This is a genomic window from Streptomyces sp. NPDC041068 (genome assembly GCF_040647455.1).
GTDB lineage: Bacteria > Actinomycetota > Actinomycetes > Streptomycetales > Streptomycetaceae > Streptomyces.
This window is the reverse complement of record NZ_JBEZCG010000004.1, coordinates 462,165-480,734: the sequence shown is the minus strand read 5'-3', so window position 1 is coordinate 480,734 and position 18,570 is coordinate 462,165. Positions and strand designations below refer to the sequence as shown.

Below are 18,570 nucleotides of genomic sequence, written 5' to 3'. Positions count from 1 at the left end.
GATGCGGTCGGCGGCGGTCGGCCGCCGAGGCCGCGGTGACCGCCGTCAGCCGCTGGTGTAGCGGTAGCGCAGGCCGTTGCTGTAGCCGCCACTGCTCTCGGCGACGACCCACACCGGGCCCTCGGAGTGGGACGGAGTGATGGCGACCAGCTTGGTCGCCGTCTGCTCCTTGATGATGGCGGCGTCGTGGTCGAAGTAGATGTCGATGACGTACTGCAGGTGGTTGCCGTGCACCGTCACCTGCTGGCCACCGTCCACGGAACCCGAGGGGGGCTCGAAGCGGATGAGCTCGGGCCTCGGGTCACTGTCGACTGCCATGTTCTGCTCCCTTGATCGAGGAGGAGGACGATGAGCGTGCATGCGGACCTTCGAATTCTTCCGTGTGCAAAGAGGCACGTCGGCCACGCGAGAACGAAGGTAGCGAGAGAGCGACGCGTCCACAATTGCGGTTATTCCCAACTGGCCAGTTTTTCGGGCGGGTTGTGGGGCTGGCTCGAAGTGCCGGGTTGACGACCTCGATCGCCCCTTCCCCGCTGGTCATGTTTCGGGGCGACGGCACGGCACCCAGGGCGAATTGGCGTGGAGTACACCCGGAGGGCACTCTTCAATTCAATGCGGCGCGCCTGACAATGACCTGAAGAGTTCCGGGCAGAGATTTCTTTGATTTCGGGACCGGGCAGCACGAAAGGGCCCGTGCCCATAAAGGCACGGACCCTTCTGACGCGCGGTCGGCGGCCACACCGGGTCGGCTATGACCAAGGCCTTGGCCGTCCCTCTGAACCGACGGGCGGGGTTCGGCACTCCTCCCTGCGGATCAAGCTGCGTCCCAGGCTCAGCCCTCGCGGACCTTCCCGGGAAACCTGACATCGTGCGCCGGCGTCATGCCCCCCCCGGAGAGAGTTTCTTTGGTAGCACGCCGCCCGGAGGCCGTGAAGCAGGTCGGCGAGGCGCGGAGCGGAATTCAGGACTGGTCTTGGCCGACTCAAAGCGAATGCCTCTTCATATGCCGTTCACGGATCGCGCAACTATAGAACCGTAAACCGCGAAACCCGGGTTCCCTGTTGGGGAACGGGAGGCAGGTGAATCGAATGCCCTGGCTATCGATGACACACTCGCACCAGCTTCACCAAAAGACAGCACCGGAAATTGAGCGATCCAGCGGCGGCGTTTCCACCTGGAAAGGGTGACTTGATTCCTGTGCCGCCCCGCATTCCCGGCAGGAGCGCCATTGCCCGTCGAACTCCGCGCGGTCCACCTTCGGCGGCGGACTTCACCGGCGCCGCGTGCGCACGCCGGAAGCCGGACCTCCGGAGGGGACCGATGACGAGCGGGGCACCCGCACAGCAGGGCACCATCCGCACGCTCGCGGGCACCGGCGTGCAGTACTTCGCCGTGGGCGGTGAGGACGGTCGGGCTCGGCCGGTCGTTCCTGCCGTCGCCATTCACGCCGTCGTCGGTCGTGGCGTCGTCGGTCACGCCGTCGCCGGTCACGCCGTCGCCGGTCACGCCGTCGTCGGTCACGCCGTCGTCGGTCGTGGCGTCGTCGGTCGTGGCGTCACTCGACGCCACATTCGCGCCGTTCCTCAACCGTCACGACGCACCCACCAGGCCCCCGCACCCGCTGTAATCTGCAACTTGCCGCGGCGTCACAGGAGATGGCGACCGGCGACAGCGGCATCGGCAACAGAAGCATCCGGGGGGCGGCTGATGATCGGGCAGTTGCGGGAGTCCTCTCCGCCGCGCGTGGGTCCGTACGAGACGTTGGCCCGGCTGGGGGCGGGCGGTATGGGCGAGGTGTTCCTGGCCTCCCCGGGGCCCCACGAGCCCGGCCGTCCCTACGATCCCGACGCGCTCGTCGCCGTGAAGGCGATCCGCGGGGACATCGCGGGCGACGCGGCCTTCCGCGCGCGGTTCCGGCGCGAGATCTCCGTCGCGGCATCCGTCGACAGCCCCTACGTGGCACGCCTCGTCGCGGGCGACGCGGACGCCGACCAGCCCTGGCTCGCCACGGAGTACGTCGCCGGGCCCACCCTCGCCGCCGCGGTCCGGCGGCACGGACCGCTGCCCGCCGCGGCCGTCGCCGCGCTCGGCGCCGGGGTGGCCCGCGCGCTGGCCGCCGTGCACGCGGCGGGCGCCCTGCACCGTGACCTGAAGCCCGCGAACGTCCTGCTCGGCGCGGAGGGGCCCAAGCTCATCGACTTCGGTGTGGCGCGGGCGCCCGGCGCGACCACGATGACCTCGACGGGCCTGCTCGTGGGCACGCCCGGCTTCATGTCCCCCGAGCATGTGGCGGGCGGCCGCCACGTGGTGGCCGCGTCCGACGTGTTCTGCCTGGCGTCGGTCCTCGCCTACGCGGCGTCCGGCGAGGACCCGTTCGGCGACGGGCCCATGGCGGCGGTCCTCTACCGGGTGTCCCGCGCCGAGGCTCAACTGGACGGCGTACCCGAGCAGTTGCGGGAGCTGCTCACCGCGTGCCTGTCCCGGGAGCCGGACGAGCGGCCGAGCCCTGACGAGGCGGCATCCCGCCTCGCGGAGCTGGAGGGGGAGGAAGACTCCGGGACGGAATCCGCCGCCGCCTGCGCCCCCGCATCCCTCTGGCCCGACGCCCTCATCGGCGACATCGCCGAAGTCCGCCGCGAAGCCGAGCAGTTGTGCGCCTCGCGGCGGCCCCTGCTGCCCCTCTCCACGCAGCCCGGTGACTCCTCGCACCCCGCGACGCAGACGCCCACATGGACCCCGGCACCCGTCGAACCGCACGGCCTGCCCACCATGAGCTCCGCCCCGCCCGCCCCCGCGCCGCCCCGCCGCGGGCCGAGCCGACGCGGCGCCGTCCTCACGGTCGTCGCCGTGGCCGCGGTGGGCGCCGTCGTCGGCGGGCTGCTCGCCCTGCGCGGGCCCGACTCCGACTCGGGATCCGGCTCGGCGGGCGGCGGCTCCAAGACGCCCGGCGCCGAGACGCCCGCCCTCTCCCCCGCCCGCCTCATCGCCACCGCGGGCGTCGACGCCTCCGGCACCGCCGACCGCAGCGGCCAGGTCCCGCAGTACGCGGCGCAGCGCCCCGAGGGCTGGAAGCCGTGGCGCGCCACGTTCGGCCATGCGCCGATGAGTTGTGCGGCCGACACCGAGGCCGTGGTGTGTCTGCTGACCAACGGCACGTACGAGGCGCGCAGTGCCGTCGACGGGCACCGCCTGTGGACCTCGGACGGCCGCTCGGCGCAGGACGGTGACGTGGGCGGCGAGGCGTACATCGGACCGACCGGCGCGTTCTTCATGCCGGGCGACTCACTGGACCCCGCGGTGCGCGGCGGGACGACCGTCATCGCGTACAAGGGGCGCGTGCAGGTCCGCGACTCGGCGAGCGGTGACGTGCGGTGGACGGCCGGTGCCCCGGCCGGCCAGAAGGTGACCTCGGCGCTGCTCACCGACGACCACCTGATCGTGTCCTCGGAAGGCACGCTGGAGGGCACGACGGACGTCACGGACGGGCCGAAGGGTGCCACGGCCCAGGCGTTCCCCGTCGAGCGCGGCGGCGACCCCGTGTGGACGTACGACCTGAGCGCCGAGATCCTGGCCAAGGCCGAGCAGGGCAACTACACGGCCGACCTCGCGCACGACGGCCTCATCTACGCCCACTCCAAGGACGGCGTCATCGCGCTCGGCGAGAAGAAGGGCGACCGCGTCGGCGGCGTCTACGACGACGGCCAGTGCCGCGCCCTCATGGCCGACACCCGCGGCTCCGCCGACACCTCGGACGACCAGCTGCTCTGCACCCAAGTCATCGGCGACAGCGGGGACTTCAACGACCCGACCGCCGATCCACAGACCCGTGTCACGCGCCTGGACGCCCGTACGCTCGCGGTCCAGGGGAAGTTCGGGTTCAAGGCGCCGCCGATCGGCTCCGACGGGCACCCCGGCCTGGACGTCGTGGTGAGCGCGGTCGCTCCCGGTGCCGCGCTCGCGTACGACACGACGGGCGCGAAGCTGCTCGTGGCCGACCCGAAGAACGGCAGGCTCGCGCGCGAGGAGCCGCTGTCCGTGGTCGACTACGTCATCAAACGTCCCGTCTCCTCCGGCGCCCTGGTCATCGGCGACCGCGCCCTGACCGCCGACAACTCCACGCTGCGGACGGTGCCGTTGACCGCGGCGGGCAAGGTCCGCACGGTCAGGGTTCCCGGCGCCCCGGGCAACCGTGACGCGAAGCCCCCGCAGGACACCGGCACGGTGGTCGCCGACCAGCCGAAGCCGCCGACGGTGCTGCCGCTGGGCGGGGTCGCGACGATCGTGTACGACCAGGGGACGGTCGTGTCGGTCGAGCTGCCTTCCTGAGCGGGCCACCCCGCCTCACCGAGCAAGGGCCACGCCCTTCCCCCCTCCCGCCAACGCCCCTACGTACAGCGCTTCTTGGAGGACCCGTGCTCGACCCCCTGTCCGGGCCGCCGCGCCACGTCGGCCCGTACCGGCTGCTCGCACTCATCGGCGCGGGCGGCATGGGCGAGGTCTACCTGGCCCGCGAGCCGAGGCCCGGCGCGCCGCTCGTCGCGGTCAAGACCGTGCGCCCGGACCTGGACATCGACCGGGAGTTCCGGATCCGCTTCCGCCGGGAGATCGCGGCGGCGCGCGCGGTCTCCGGGGCGGGCACGGCCGCCCTGCTCGACGGGGACGCGGACGCCGACGTGCCGTGGCTGGCAACGGAGTACGTCGCCGGGCCCTCGCTCGCCGAGACGGTGGGCCGGTGCGGACCGCTGCCCGCGGACGCGGTGCGCGCGCTCGGCGCCGGGCTCGCCCGGGCGCTCGCCGCGGTGCACACCGCGCAGGTCCTGCACCGTGACCTCAAGCCCGGCAACGTACTCCTCACCCCCGAGGGCCCCACCCTCATCGACTTCGGCATCGCGCAGGCCTTCGACGCGACGGCGCTGACGACGGCCGGCATGGTCGTGGGCACGCCCGGCTTCATGGCTCCCGAGCAGATCGAGGGCAGCCACGCGGTGGTGCCCGCGTCGGACGTCTTCACGCTGGGCGCGGTGCTGTGCTTCGCGGCGACGGGGCGCGGCCCGTTCGACGACCAGGAGCTCGCCTCGGTCATCTTCCGCATCACGCAGGGCGACGCGGATCTGTCCGCCGTGCCCGACGCGCTGCGCGAGGTGGTCGCCCGCTGTCTGCGCCCGGAGCCCGGCGACCGGCCCACGGCGGCGGGTCTCGCCGAGCGCCTGTCGAGCGGCGCCGCGGCGTCCGTGCCGTGGCCCGCGCCCGTGCTCTCGCTCTTCGCGGAGCACAGGGAGGCGGTGGCACGGTGCGAACGGGCCGTGGCGCGGGGCTCGTTCGCGGAGGCGGAGACCACGACGGGCGCGGGCGTCCGCGCCCCGCACCTGCCGACACCGCCGCCTCCCGCACCGCCCCCGCTCCCCGCGCCCACCTCCGCCGATCCGGCCACGCCCCGCCGTCGCCGGACCTGGATCGCCGCCGCGGCGGTGGCGGCGGCCGCGGTGACCGTGGCGGCGATCCTGATACCGGGCAACGACCGGGGCGGCTCCGGCTCCGGCTCCGGCTCCGGCTCCGGCGGGAACGAGGCGGGCGGCCCGCCACGCGCCTCCTCCCCCTCCGACAAGGACTCGGCCAAGAATTCCCCCCGCATCACCACGGAGTACGGAAACCCCGACCACAGCGGCGACTTCGGCGCCGCGACGACCCGCGCCTCCGCCCGCCCCGAGGGCTGGAAGCCCTGGTCGGTGCAGCGCCCGAAGAGCCTGGACGAGCAGGGCAACGGCTGTGTCCTGGTCGCGTCGACGCTGGTGTGCCGGGACGGCAAGGGCGCAGCGACGGCCCTGGACGCCGCGACCGGCGGCCACCGCTGGACATCCCGAGGCTTCGACGCGGGCCCCGACGACCTGCAGGGAGTCCAGGAGCTGCCGCCCGAGAGCGACGGCGAGCGCGTCTACGTCCCCAGCGAGCGCGGCGTGATCGCGATCGACCTCTCCTCCGGCGGCGAACGCTGGCGCAAGCCCACCGCCTCCGACACGGCGGTGATGGCACTGACGTACGCCGAAGGCGTCGTCTACACCGCCGAGTTCAGCTTCACGGACGAGGCGAGCGGCCCGAGCAGCGCCCATGTCAGGGCCCGCCGCGCGAAGGACGGCCACGAGCTGTGGAAGTCGCCGCGGCTGCCCGCCAAGGTCCAGCACGCGCTCCTCGTCAAGGGCGAGCGGGTGTACGCGGCGGTCGAGGGCGAGGGCGTCCTCACCCTCTCCACCGGGAGCGGCAAGGTCACCCGCCGCGCGCCCGGCCGGTCCTGCTACGGACTCCTCGCGCACCGTTCGTCGATCCTGTGCTGGGACCACGGCACCGCAGGAGTCCGCGAGCTCGACCCCACGACGCTCGCCACGCGCCGCACCCTGGCCCCCGGCCTGGAGCCCGCCCTGCCGCCGGTCGTGGGCGAGGCGGACGTCCTCGTGGTGGCCACCCGCAGCCCCGACCCCGACGACCCGGTCACGCACCGCATGACGGCCTTCGACTGGCGCACCGGCAAGCGCCTGTGGCACTACGGCGCCCCGCAGGACACGGTGGCCCTGGCGCTCGCGGGCAAGCGGGTCCTCGCCGTGGGGCTCTACGAGATGTGGGGCCGGTCGACGGACGACGACATGAACTCCTACCGCAGGAAGGACGTCCCCCTCCCGGACGGCGGCACGGAATTCGACGACCGCAGCGCGTTCGGCTATCCGCTGTACGCGGGCGGCGCCCTGTTCACCGCGACACACGACGGCAGAATCCTGTCGGGCTACGCGCCCTGACCCCCGCGGCACGCCTGCGCACCGGCGGTTATCGGACCTCGTCCCGTGCCCTCGCGGTGCGCGACCCGGCCAGGGGTTCGCCCCCGCACCTGCCATTCCGTCCGGAAATCGCCGCAACCCCCACCCATCCGTCACGGGCGATATGGCCGATTCCGCCCCCTCGTACGGTCTTGTAGCCCTTCACACCGCACGAGAGGCTGCCAAGTGTCCTTTTGGGGAGGGAAGTTGGGGAGGGAAGCCAGCGTATGACTCTGTCTCGAACCAGGCGTCTGCGGTGGACGGGAGCCTTCACCGCCGCCACCACGGCCGCGGTGCTTTCGGCCATCACGTCACCCGCGCACGCCGACCCCGCCGAGGCTCCGGCGGGACGCGTCCTCGGCGCCGGGGCGCCCGGATCCATCAGCAACAGCTACATCGTCACGCTCAGGGGAGGGACGAAGGCGCCGTCCGACGCGGGCAAGGACGTCGCCGAGAAGTACGGGGCGAAAATACGCCACACTTACAGCAAGGCGCTCAACGGCTATGCGGTGAAGGTCGGTTCGGCGAAGGCGAAGCGGCTCGCCGCCGATCCGCGGGTCGCCTCGGTCGTCCAGGACAGCGCGGTCTCCCTGCGGCACACGCAGAAGAACCCGCCGTCCTGGGGCCTCGACCGCATCGACCAGAACGACCTGCCGCTCGACAAGTCCTACACCTGGCCGGAGTCCGCGGGCTCGGGTGTGACCGCGTACGTCATCGACACCGGCGTACGCACCACGCACCAGGACTTCGGCGGCCGCGCGAGCAGCGGCTGGGACTTCGTCGACAACGACGCCACCGCGCAGGACGGCAACGGCCACGGCACCCATGTCGCGGGGACCGTCGCCGGTGAGAGCTACGGCGTCGCGAAGAAGGCGAACGTCGTGGGCGTGCGGGTGCTCGACAACGAGGGCTCCGGGACGACCGCGCAGGTCATCGCGGGCATCGACTGGGTGACGAAGAACGCCTGCAAGCCCGCCGTCGCCAACCTCAGCCTCGGCGGCTACGCCAACGCCCAACTGGACGCGGCGGTACGCAATTCCATCGCGTCCGGCGTGACGTACACCGTGGCGGCCGGCAACGACGGGCTACCCGCGAGCCTGTACTCGCCCGCCCGGGTCCGCGAGGCGGTCACGGTCGGCGCGAGTGACGAGAAGGACGCGCGCGCGAGCTTCTCCAACTGGGGTTCCGCACTCGACCTGTTCGCCCCCGGCGTGCGGATCACGTCGGCGTCGAACGCGAGCGACTCCGCCAAGGACACGTTCTCCGGTACGTCGATGGCCTCGCCGCACGCCGCGGGCGCGGCCGCGCTGTACCTCGCCGACCACCCGACGGCCCGCCCGGCCGAGGTCGGCAAGGCCCTGGCCGACCGCGCGGTCCCCGGCAAGGTGACGGGCGGCGGCCTCGGCTCCCCGAACAAGATCCTTCAGGTGAACAACCCCTGAGGCATATGCGAACCACTCGACCGCCCTCAGGGCATATGCGAATTCGGACCGGTCTCGCCATTCTTGGCGGGACCGGTCTTGCATGCGCCCTTACGCACTAGTAGTTAACAAAGCGCCGGATTGCCCACCCGAAGGGGGTGGGAAGGCTCCTCCGGTACGCACTCCGGCTCACCACCGGCACACACCGCGAAACCTCTCCATACCCCCGTATCCGTGCACGCGGACAGGAGCGGTCAGACCATGCCCCTTGGCACACCCTCGCAGCCCACCATTCCCGTACTGGACGTCCGACCCGCCGTCCACGGCGGACGAAAACCGGCGAAGGCCGTCCCCGGAGAAACCTTCCGGGTCACCGCCACCGTCTTCCGCGAAGGCCACGAAGCGGTCGCCGCCAACGTCGTCCTGCGCGACCCCGAGGGACGCGCGGGCCCCTGGACCCCGATGCGGGAGCTCGCGCCCGGCACCGACCGGTGGGGCGCGGACGTCACGCCGGACGCCGAGGGGCGCTGGACGTACGCCGTGGAGGCGTGGGGCGACCCCGTGACGACCTGGCGGCACCACGCGCGGATCAAGATACCCGCGGGCATCGACACCGAGCTGGTCCTGGAGGAGGGCGCCCGGCTCCACGAGCGCGCCGCCACCGGCGTCCCCCGCCCCGAGCGGGCCGGCGTCCTCTCCGCGGCGCAGGCACTGCGCGATACGGGCCGCTCACCGGCGGCCCGTCTCGCTGCCGCCCTCACCCCGGAGGTGGAGTCGGCCCTCGCCCGCCACCCCCTGCGCGAACTCGTCACCATCTCGGAGGAGTTGCCGCTGGTCGTGGAGCGGCGAAGGGCCCTCTTCGGCTCCTGGTACGAGTTCTTCCCGCGCTCGGAGGGCGCCGAGGTCAAAGAGGGCGCCCCGCCCGTCTCCGGCACCTTCCGCACCGCCGCCGCGCGGCTTCCCGCCATCGCCGAGATGGGCTTCGACGTCGTCTATCTGCCGCCGATCCACCCCATCGGCACCACCTACCGCAAGGGCCCCAACAACTCCCTCTCCCCCGGGCCGCACGACGTGGGCGTGCCGTGGGCGATCGGCTCCCCCGAGGGCGGCCACGACGCCGTCCACCCCGACCTCGGGACGCTCGACGACTTCGACGCGTTCGTCGCGCGGGCCGGCGAGCTCGGCCTCGAAGTCGCCCTGGACTTCGCGCTGCAGTGCTCCCCCGACCACCCGTGGGTGGAGAAGCACCCCGACTGGTTCCGTCACCGGGCGGACGGCTCCATCGCGTACGCCGAGAATCCGCCGAAGAAGTACCAGGACATCTATCCGCTCGCCTTCGACAAGGACATGCCGGGGCTGATCGCGGAGACCGTGCGGCTGCTGCGCTTCTGGATGGGCCACGGCGTCCGCGTCTTCCGCGTCGACAACCCGCACACCAAGCCCGTGGTGTTCTGGGAGCGGGTGATCGCGGACATCAACGGCACCGACCCGGACGTCATCTTCCTCGCCGAGGCGTTCACGCGCCCCGCGATGCTGCGCACGCTGGCCGCCATCGGCTTCCAGCAGTCGTACACGTACTTCACCTGGCGCAACGGCAAGGACGAACTCACCGACTACCTCACCGAGTTGTCCCAGGAGACCGGGCACTTCCTGCGCCCCAACTTCTTCGTGAACACCCCCGACATCCTGCACGCCTACCTCCAGGACGGCGGCCGCCCCGCCTTCGAGGCGCGGGCCGTGCTCGCCGCCACGCTGTCGCCGACCTGGGGCGTGTACAGCGGGTTCGAGCTGTGCGAGAACACGCCCGTGCGGCGCGGCAGCGAGGAGTACCTGAACTCGGAGAAGTACCAACTCCGCCCCAGGGACTGGGAGTCGGCCGCGCGCAGAGGCGACACGATCGCCCCGCTGATCACCGCGCTCAACCGCGTCCGGCGCGCCAACCCCGCGCTCCAGCAACTGCGCGACCTGCACTTCCACACCACGGACAAGGAATCGGTGATCGCGTACTCGAAGTCCGCCACCGGCGCGGACGGCTCGAACATGGTTCTGGTGGTCGTCAACCTCGACCCTCACCACACCCAGGAGGCCACGGTCTCGTTGAACATGCCGCAACTCGGCCTCGACTGGCACGAGACCGTGCCGGTGCGCGACGAGCTCACCGGCGAGACCTACCACTGGGGCAGGGCCAACTATGTGCGCCTCGAACCGGGCCGAGCGCCCGCGCACGTCTTCCGTGTCCTGCGACCGTCCTCACCGTTGATCGGAGGGTCACCCACACCATGATCGTCAACGAGCCCGTCCAGGACACCTTCGAGGACACGCCCACCAAGGACCGTGACCCCGACTGGTTCAAGCGCGCCGTCTTCTACGAGGTGCTCGTCCGCTCCTTCCAGGACAGCAACGGCGACGGCATCGGCGACCTCAAGGGCCTGACCGCCAAGCTGGACTATCTGCAGTGGCTCGGCGTGGACTGCCTGTGGCTGCCGCCGTTCTTCAAGTCGCCGCTGCGCGACGGGGGGTACGACGTCTCGGACTACACGGCCGTGCTCCCCGAGTTCGGGGACCTCGCCGACTTCGTGGAGTTCGTCGACTGCGCGCACCAGCGCGGCATGCGCGTGATCATCGACTTCGTGATGAACCACACCAGCGACCAGCACCCGTGGTTCCAGCAGTCCCGCAGCGACCCCGAGGGGCCCTACGGCGACTACTACGTCTGGGCGGACGACGACAAGCAGTACCAGGACGCCCGGATCATCTTCGTCGACACCGAGGCCTCGAACTGGACCTTCGACCCGGTCCGCAAGCAGTACTACTGGCACCGCTTCTTCTCCCACCAGCCGGACCTCAACTTCGAGAACCCGGCCGTCCAGGAGGAGATCGTCTCGGCGCTGCGGTTCTGGCTGGACCTCGGCATCGACGGGTTCCGGCTCGACGCGGTCCCCTATCTGTACGCGGAGGAGGGCACCAACTGCGAGAACCTCCCCCGCACCCATGAGCTGCTCAAACGCGTCCGCGCCGAGATCGACGCCCACTATCCGGACACGGTCCTGCTCGCCGAGGCCAACCAGTGGCCCGAGGACGTCGTCGACTACTTCGGCGACTTCGAAGAGGGCGGCGACGAATGCCACATGGCGTTCCACTTCCCCGTCATGCCGCGCATCTTCATGGCGGTGCGCCGCGAGTCGCGCTATCCGGTCTCGGAGATCCTCGCCAAGACCCCGGCCATCCCGTCCGGCTGCCAGTGGGGCATCTTCCTGCGCAACCACGACGAGTTGACGCTGGAGATGGTCACGGACGAAGAGCGCGACTACATGTACGCGGAGTACGCCAAGGACCCGCGAATGCGCGCCAACATCGGCATCCGGCGCAGGCTGGCCCCGCTCCTGGACAACGACCGCAATCAGATCGAGCTGTTCACCGCGCTGCTGCTGTCCCTGCCGGGATCGCCGATCCTCTACTACGGCGACGAGATCGGGATGGGCGACAACATCTGGCTCGGCGACCGCGACGCGGTGCGCACGCCGATGCAGTGGACGCCCGACCGCAACGCGGGCTTCTCGTCCTGCGACCCGGGCCGCCTCTACCTCCCGACGATCATGGACCCGGTCTACGGCTACCAGGTCACGAACGTCGAGGCGTCGATGTCGTCGCCGTCCTCGCTGCTCCACTGGACGCGCCGGATGATCGAGATCCGCAAACAGAACCCGGCGTTCGGGCTCGGCTCGTACACCGAACTACCCTCGTCCAACCCGGCGGTGATCGCCTTCCTGCGCGAGGCTCCGTCGACGGAGGAGGAAGGGGACGACCTGGTGCTGTGCGTGCACAACTTCTCGCGCTTCGCGCAGCCCACCGAACTCGATCTCCAGGCGTTCAACGGCCGCCACCCCGTGGAGCTCATCGGCGGGGTGCGCTTTCCGGCCATCGGCGAGCTGCCCTACCTCCTCACCCTGGCGGGGCACGGGTTCTACTGGTTCCGGCTGCGCAAGGAAGCGGCGTAGGCTCCGGCAGCACGAGCCCCCAGCGGGGCACCCTCACGAGGCTCCTTCGCGGGGCGGTTTCCACCGCCCCGCCCTGGGCACTCCTACGCACAACCGGCACTCCCGCACTCTGCCTTGTCCGCGACGCGGAAAGGACGCGACGCCATGTCGGAAGCCGCAACGCGCCCCGGTGCGCACGCCACCGCGCTGCTCGCCTCGCTCGATCCGCTGCTGCGCGAGTGGCTGCCCCGGCAGCGGTGGTTCTCCGGGAAGGGCCGTCCGATCGGCTCCCTCGAAGCGGTGGCGGCGACCGAACTCCTGCCGCGCAGCTCGCCGTCGGGCCTGCTGCACCTCCTGCTGCGGGTCCGGCACGCGCTCGTTCCCGTACAGGACACCGCACTTGAGGGCGGAGCGGCCGAACGGACCGGCGACTGCTACCAGTTGCTGATCGGTGTACGCCGCAGCCTGCCCCCGCACCTGGCGCCCGCCCTGATCGGCCACGTCACCGAGGGCCCGCTCGCCGGGTTCACCGCGTACGAGGCGCTGCACGACCCGCGCCTCACCGCGCTGCTCCTGGAGCGGCTGCGGATGCCGGGGCGGCACGGGGTACTGCGCTTCGAGCGCGACCCGGCCACCGAGATCCCCTCCGGGCTCGCGCCGCGCCTGCTCGCCGCCGAGCAGTCCAACTCCTCGGTCATATACGGGGATACGTTCATTCTGAAGCTGTTCCGCCGCGTCGTGCCCGGCGTCAACCCCGACCTGGAGCTCCCGCTGCACCTGGCCGTGCAGGGCTGCGCACGCGTGCCCGCGCCCGCCGCGTGGTTCCTCGCGGACCTGGCGACGAGCGTGGCGTCGGCGGGCGAGGCGTGCGGGCTCGGGGTGCTCCAGCCGTATCTGGCCGGGGCGGACGACGGCTGGGAGCTCGCCCTGCGGACGCTCGGCAAGGGCGAGCCCTTCATCGACGAGGCGCGGGCGCTCGGCCGCGCCACGGCCGAGGTGCACGCGGCGCTCGCGGCGGCGCTGCCGACCGTCTCGCTGGGCCGGGCCCAGGTGGAGCTCATCGCCGACGGCATGGCGGAGCGGCTTGCCGCGGCGGCGCAGGCGGTGCCCGCGCTGCGGCCCTTCGCCCCCGGCCTTCTCACGGCCTTCGAGGCGCTGGCCGACCTGGGCGGCGAGGGCCAGTCGTGGACGGCCCAACGCGTCCACGGCGATCTGCACCTGGGGCAGTGCCTGCGCTCCCCCGACGGCACCTGGTCGCTGATCGACTTCGAGGGCGAGCCCGCGCGCCCGCTCGCCGAGCGCCGCCTTCCGCAGCCGCCGGTCCGCGACGTCGCGGGCATGCTGCGCTCCTTCGACTACGCGGCGCGCTCGAACGACCCCTGGGCCCTTGAGTGGGCCGAGGACTGCCGGGCCGCGTACTGCGTGGGGTACGCGGAGGTCTCGGGCCGCGACCCGCGCATGGACCCGGTGCTCCTGCGCGCACACGAGACGGACAAGGCGGTCTACGAGGTCCTCTACGAGGCCCGCCACCGCCCCGACTGGCTGCCGGTCCCCCTGGCAGCGGTCCGCCGCCTCGCCGCGAACGGCTCCGCCGACGACGCCCTCTGACCACTCCTCGCAAGGAGGCCTTCCCCGTGACCCCGCGTCCCCGCAAACCGTCCGACAAAGCCACCGCACCCCCAGCACAGCCCCGGAAGGACGCGGCGAGCGGAAAGATCCCGAAGCCCGCGAAGGCCAAGGCCAAACCCGAGGCCAAGCCCGCGCCCACGGCCGCCCCTGTCACCGAGCAGCCCGTCACCGAACCGTCCGTCACCGAACCACCCGCCACCGAGCAGCCCGTCACCGAGTCCCCCGTCCCCGAGGACGACCGCGCCCGCCTCCTGAGCGGCACCCACCACGACCCCCACGGCGTGCTCGGCGCCCACCCCGTGCCCGGAGGCATAGCCTTCCGCGTGCTGCGGCCCTACGCGCTGGGCGTCGCCGTGGTCGCCGAGGAGCTGCGGGCCGAGCTGCGGGACGACGGGGGCGGATTCTTCTCCGCGGTACTGCCGCTGCGGGCCGTGCCCGAGGGCTATCGGCTCCATGTCACGTACGAGGAAACGGAGTTGGAGGTCCATGACGCCTACTCCTTCCTGCCCTCGCTCGGCGACTTCGACCTGCATCTGATCGGCGAGGGACGGCACGAGCGGCTGTGGGAGGCGCTCGGGGCGCGGCCCATGACACACCAGGGCGCCACCGGCACCCGCTTCACCGTGTGGGCGCCCAACGCCCGCGGCGTGCGGATCGTCGGGAACTTCAACTACTGGGACGGCACCGGCTTCCCGATGCGCTCGCTCGGCGCCACCGGCGTCTGGGAGCTGTTCGTGCCCTCGATCGGCGAGGGCGAGCTGTACAAGTTCGAGATCACCCGGCCCGACGGTTCCACGACGATGCGCGCCGACCCGCTCGCCCGCCGCACCGAGGAGCCGCCCGCCAACTCCTCGGTCGTGCACGAGTCGCACCACGAGTGGCACGACCAGGAGTGGCTCGCGCGCCGCGCGGACGTGCCGGTCCACCGCGCGCCGTTCTCCGTGTACGAGGTGCACCTGTCGTCCTGGCGGCCCGGACTCACCTACCGCCAACTCGCCGACCAGCTCCCTCCGTACGTCGCCGACCTCGGCTTCACGCACGTCGAGCTGATGCCCGTCGCCGAGCACCCCTTCGGCGGCTCCTGGGGCTACCAGGTCACCGGCTTCTACGCGCCGACCGCCCGCCTCGGCACCCCCGACGACTTCAAGCACCTGGTCGACGCCCTGCACCGCGCCGGCATCGGCGTCCTGATGGACTGGGTGCCCGCGCACTTCCCGCGCGACGACTGGGCGCTGGCCGAGTTCGACGGCAGGCCCCTGTACGAACACGAGGACCCAGGCCGTGCCGCGCACCCGGACTGGGGAACACTGGAGTTCGACTACGGCCGCAAGGAGGTGCGCAACTTCCTGGTCGCCAACGCCAGTTACTGGTGCGAGGAGTTCCACATCGACGGCCTGCGCGTGGACGCCGTCGCCTCCATGCTCTACCTCGACTACTCCCGCGAGCACGGCGAGTGGACCCCGAACGTGCACGGCGGGCGCGAGAACCTCGACGCCGTCTCCTTCCTCCAGGAGATGAACGCCACCGTCTACCGCCGCAGCCCCGGCGTCGTCACCATCGCCGAGGAGTCCACGGCCTGGGACGGCGTGACCCGCGCCACCCACCACACGGGCCCCGGCGGCTTCGGCGGCCTCGGCTTCGGCCTGAAGTGGAACATGGGCTGGATGCACGACTCCCTCGGCTACGTCTCGAAGGAGCCGGTGCACCGCAAGTACCACCACAACGAAATGACGTTCTCGATGGTGTACGCCTACAGCGAGAACTACGTCCTGCCCATCTCGCACGACGAAGTCGTCCACGGCAAGCGGTCGTTGGTCTCCAAGATGCCCGGCGACTGGTGGCAGCGACGCGCCAACCACCGCGCGTACCTGGGCTTCATGTGGGCCCACCCCGGCAAGCAACTCCTCTTCATGGGCCAGGAGTTCGCCCAGGGCGCGGAGTGGTCGGAGGGCCACGGTCCCGACTGGTGGCTGCTCGACCCGGCGTACGGGGCCGAGCCCGACCACAGGGGCGTACGCGACCTCGTACGCGATCTGAACACGCTCTACCGCGGCGAGCCCGCCCTGTGGCAGCGCGACACCGACCCCGGCGGCTTCGCCTGGGTGGACGGCGACGCGGCCGAGGACAACGTGTTCGCCTTCCTGCGCCTGGACGAGCAGGGCGCGCCGCTGCTCGCCGTGTCGCACTTCTCACCGGTCGTGCGGCACGGCTACCGCCTGGGCGTGCCGGACGAGTTCGGCGCCTGGCAGGAGGTCCTCAACACCGACGAGGCCCGCTACGGCGGCAGCGACGTCACCAACCCCGACCCGCTCAAGCCGGAGCCGGTGGCGTCGCACGGCCGTCCCGCGTCGCTGCGCCTGACCCTGCCACCGCTGGCTACGGTGTGGCTTCGACCTGCTTGAGCGCCGCCGGCAGCTCCTCGGTGTGCAGAATGCCGAGCCGCTGCGTGGCCCGGGTCAGCGCCACGTACAGGTCGCTCGCGCCGTACCGCGCGGGCTCGACGACCAGGACCGTGTCGAACTCCAGGCCCTTCGCCTGACGCGGGTCGATCAGGACGACCGGCCGCGTCAGGTCCGGGGCCTCCCCGGCCGTCACCCCGGGGAGCTGTGCGGCGAGCTCCGTGTGGAGCTCGCGCGGGGCGATCACCGCGAGGCGGCCCTCGTCCCTGGCGTCCGCCGCAACCGCCGCGACCACGGCGGCGGCGAGGTCGTCGGCGCGGCGCGCCCAGGGCCGTACACCCGTGGACCGCACCGAGCTCGGCGGCCGGAAGTCCGGGTCCCCCGCGGCACGCGGCACCTCGGCCGCCACGTCCATGATCTCCACGGGCGTGCGGTAGTTGACGCCGAGCCGGGTGTACTCCCAGCGGTCCTCGACATGCGGCGCGAGGATGCTCTCCCACGAGCCGCAGCCGCCCGCCTCCGCGGTCTGCGCGGGGTCGCCGACGAGCGTCATGGAGCGGGTCGGGCAGCGCCGCATGAGCAGCCGCCAGGCCATCGCGGAGAGCTCCTGGGCCTCGTCGACGATGATGTGCCCGAACGCCCAGGTGCGGTCGGCCGCCGCGCGCTCGGCGGCGCTGCGGTGGTCGGCCTCCTCGTGCCGCTCGGCCATCCGCTCGGCGTCGATGATGTTGTGCGCGAGCAGGACCTCGGCGTCGTCCTCGTCCTTGTCCTCGAACTCGTACGTCCGCGAGGCGCGCGAGACGTCGAGGACGCCCTGCGCGTACGCGATCTGGCGGGCCCGCTCGGCCTCGGCGGCCGCGCGCTCGGCGCTGTCGTCGTGGCCGAGCAGCTCGGCGGCCTCGTCGAGCAGCGGGATGTCGCCGGGCGTCCACGCGGAGCCGCGCGGGCGACGGATCGCCGCGGCGTCGTCCTCGGCGAGGCCCGTCGGCTCCTCCAGGTAGGAGGTGACGAAGCTCTGCGGGGTGAGCGTGGGCCACAACTCCTCGATGGCGGCGTGCACTTCGGGGCTGGCCGCGATGCCCTTGCCGAGCTGCGCGATGTCGTCGGGGCCGAGGAAGTTGGGCCCGCCGTACGGGTCGGCGCCGATGCGGTCGGCGAGCTGCCGGGTCAGCGCGTCGATGATCCGGAAAGCGAAGTGCGGGCGCCCGAGGTTGTGCGGCACGTCCACGGCGCGGGCGGCCTCGCGGGCCTGGTCGGCGATCGTCCAGTCCAGGATCAGGTCGCCGTCGTCGTGCTCGATGACGACGGGATCGCCGGGCTCGGGGGTCCGCTGCCGGTCGCGGACCGCCCCGGCGAGCACGTCCGCCATCTCCGCTCGGCCCTTCACCTCGGCCGCGGCGGGGCTGTCGGTGCCGGTCGCACTCACGCCGGGGAACAGTTCGCCGACGGTGGAGAGCAGCACGCCCGTCTCGCCGAGCGCCGGCAGGACCTCGCTGATGTAGCCGAGGAAGGCCGGGTTGGGCCCGACGATCAGCACGGCCCGCTTGGCGAGCAGCTCGCGGTGCGCGTAGAGCAGGAAGGCGGCGCGGTGCAGCGCCACGACGGTCTTGCCGGTGCCGGGCCCGCCCTCGACCACCAGAACACCGCGGTGCGGGGCGCGGATGATGCGGTCCTGCTCGGCCTGGATGGTCTGCACGATGTCGTGCATGCGTCCGGTGCGCGCCGAGTCGAGCGCGGCGAGCAGCACCTCGTCGGCGTCGGCGCCCTCGTGGCCGGTGCGCGTGGTGTCGCTGAGGTCGAGGAGCTCGTCGTGCAGCTGGGTGACCTCGCGGCCCTCGGTGGTGATGTGCCTCCGCCGCCGCAGGCCCATCGGCGTATGACCCGTCGCGAGATAGAAGGGGCGCGCGACATCGGCACGCCAATCGATCACGAGCGGGGTGCGTTCGGTGTCGGAGGCGCGGATTCCGATGCGCCCGATGTGGTGATCGCGGCCGTCGCGGAATTCGAGCCTCCCGAAGCAGAGACCGTTCTCACCCGCGTCGAAGGCGGCGAGCAGCCCGGACCGCTCCGCCACCAGCACATCACGCTCCAGGCGCGCCTGGAGACCGTTGCCGACCTGCGACAACGACGCCTGCACGGCCGCCTCGGCCTCCTCGCGCAGCGCGTCGAGGCGCGCGTACAGCCCGGAGACGAATTGCTGCTCTTCCCGCAATTCCTCGGTTGACAATTCAGCCCCTCGCCAGTTACAGTGCTCTTATTGAACTTCTCGTGAAGCCGTCACGCCTAAATGGACAGAGCTTCGCGAAAGAATCCAATATACGCAGAGAAATGCCCCGGGCGT

At 71.9% G+C, this 18,570-nt stretch carries 9 protein-coding genes; 7 read left to right on the top strand and 2 right to left on the bottom strand.

What is annotated here, in order from left to right; all coding sequences use genetic code 11:
- Positions 1-45: 45 nt before the first annotated feature.
- Entirely contained in the window at positions 46-318 is a 273-nt protein-coding gene (locus AB0B50_RS12040) for an IPT/TIG domain-containing protein (RefSeq protein WP_362328989.1), read from the bottom strand.
- A 1,389-nt stretch (positions 319-1,707) separates the two neighbouring features.
- Between AB0B50_RS12040 and AB0B50_RS12035 the strand changes: the two genes are divergently transcribed.
- The 7 genes from AB0B50_RS12035 (at position 1,708) to glgB (ending at position 16,232) form a co-directional block, all read left to right on the top strand.
- Positions 1,708-4,326, top strand: coding sequence for a serine/threonine-protein kinase (locus AB0B50_RS12035; RefSeq protein ID WP_362328987.1), 2,619 nt, complete (start codon positions 1,708-1,710; stop codon positions 4,324-4,326).
- Positions 4,327-4,412: 86 nt separating this feature from the next.
- Entirely contained in the window at positions 4,413-6,785 is a 2,373-nt protein-coding gene (locus AB0B50_RS12030; RefSeq protein WP_362328985.1) for a PQQ-binding-like beta-propeller repeat protein, read from the top strand.
- Positions 6,786-7,030: 245 nt separating this feature from the next.
- A complete protein-coding gene (locus AB0B50_RS12025; protein ID WP_362328983.1) occupies positions 7,031-8,245 on the top strand; it encodes a S8 family peptidase in 1,215 nt (404 codons plus the stop codon).
- Between the two features lie 240 nt (positions 8,246-8,485).
- Positions 8,486-10,507, top strand: coding sequence for an alpha-1,4-glucan--maltose-1-phosphate maltosyltransferase (locus AB0B50_RS12020; protein WP_362328981.1), 2,022 nt, complete (start codon positions 8,486-8,488; stop codon positions 10,505-10,507).
- Entirely contained in the window at positions 10,504-12,222 is a 1,719-nt protein-coding gene (gene treS / locus AB0B50_RS12015) for a maltose alpha-D-glucosyltransferase (protein ID WP_362328980.1), read from the top strand. The genes AB0B50_RS12020 and treS overlap by 4 nt, the downstream gene beginning before the upstream one ends.
- Before the next feature lie 144 nt (positions 12,223-12,366).
- The gene (locus AB0B50_RS12010; protein WP_362328978.1) at positions 12,367-13,809 is read left to right on the top strand and encodes a maltokinase; all 1,443 of its coding nucleotides are present in this window, start codon (positions 12,367-12,369) and stop codon (positions 13,807-13,809) included.
- 26 nt (positions 13,810-13,835) lie between these two features.
- On the top strand, positions 13,836-16,232 hold the full coding sequence (glgB, locus tag AB0B50_RS12005) for a 1,4-alpha-glucan branching enzyme (RefSeq protein WP_362328976.1): 2,397 nt from the start codon (positions 13,836-13,838) through the stop codon (positions 16,230-16,232).
- Here the strand turns inward: glgB and AB0B50_RS12000 are convergent.
- The gene (locus AB0B50_RS12000; protein WP_362328974.1) at positions 16,207-18,456 is read right to left on the bottom strand and encodes an AAA family ATPase; all 2,250 of its coding nucleotides are present in this window, start codon (positions 18,454-18,456) and stop codon (positions 16,207-16,209) included. The two genes, glgB and AB0B50_RS12000, sit on opposite strands and share 26 nt — an antisense overlap.
- Positions 18,457-18,570: the final 114 nt, after the last annotated feature.

What these genes read in the sequence shown, in the direction of transcription:
- AB0B50_RS12040 (WP_362328989.1), bottom strand. Translation starts at nt 318, where the DNA reads ATGGCAGTCGACAGTGACCCGAGGCCCGAGCTCATCCGCTTCGAGCCC.
- AB0B50_RS12035 (WP_362328987.1), top strand. Translation starts at nt 1,708, where the DNA reads ATGATCGGGCAGTTGCGGGAGTCCTCTCCGCCGCGCGTGGGTCCGTAC.
- AB0B50_RS12025 (WP_362328983.1), top strand. Translation starts at nt 7,031, where the DNA reads ATGACTCTGTCTCGAACCAGGCGTCTGCGGTGGACGGGAGCCTTCACC.
- AB0B50_RS12020 (WP_362328981.1), top strand. Translation starts at nt 8,486, where the DNA reads ATGCCCCTTGGCACACCCTCGCAGCCCACCATTCCCGTACTGGACGTC.
- treS (WP_362328980.1), top strand. Translation starts at nt 10,504, where the DNA reads ATGATCGTCAACGAGCCCGTCCAGGACACCTTCGAGGACACGCCCACC.
- AB0B50_RS12010 (WP_362328978.1), top strand. Translation starts at nt 12,367, where the DNA reads ATGTCGGAAGCCGCAACGCGCCCCGGTGCGCACGCCACCGCGCTGCTC.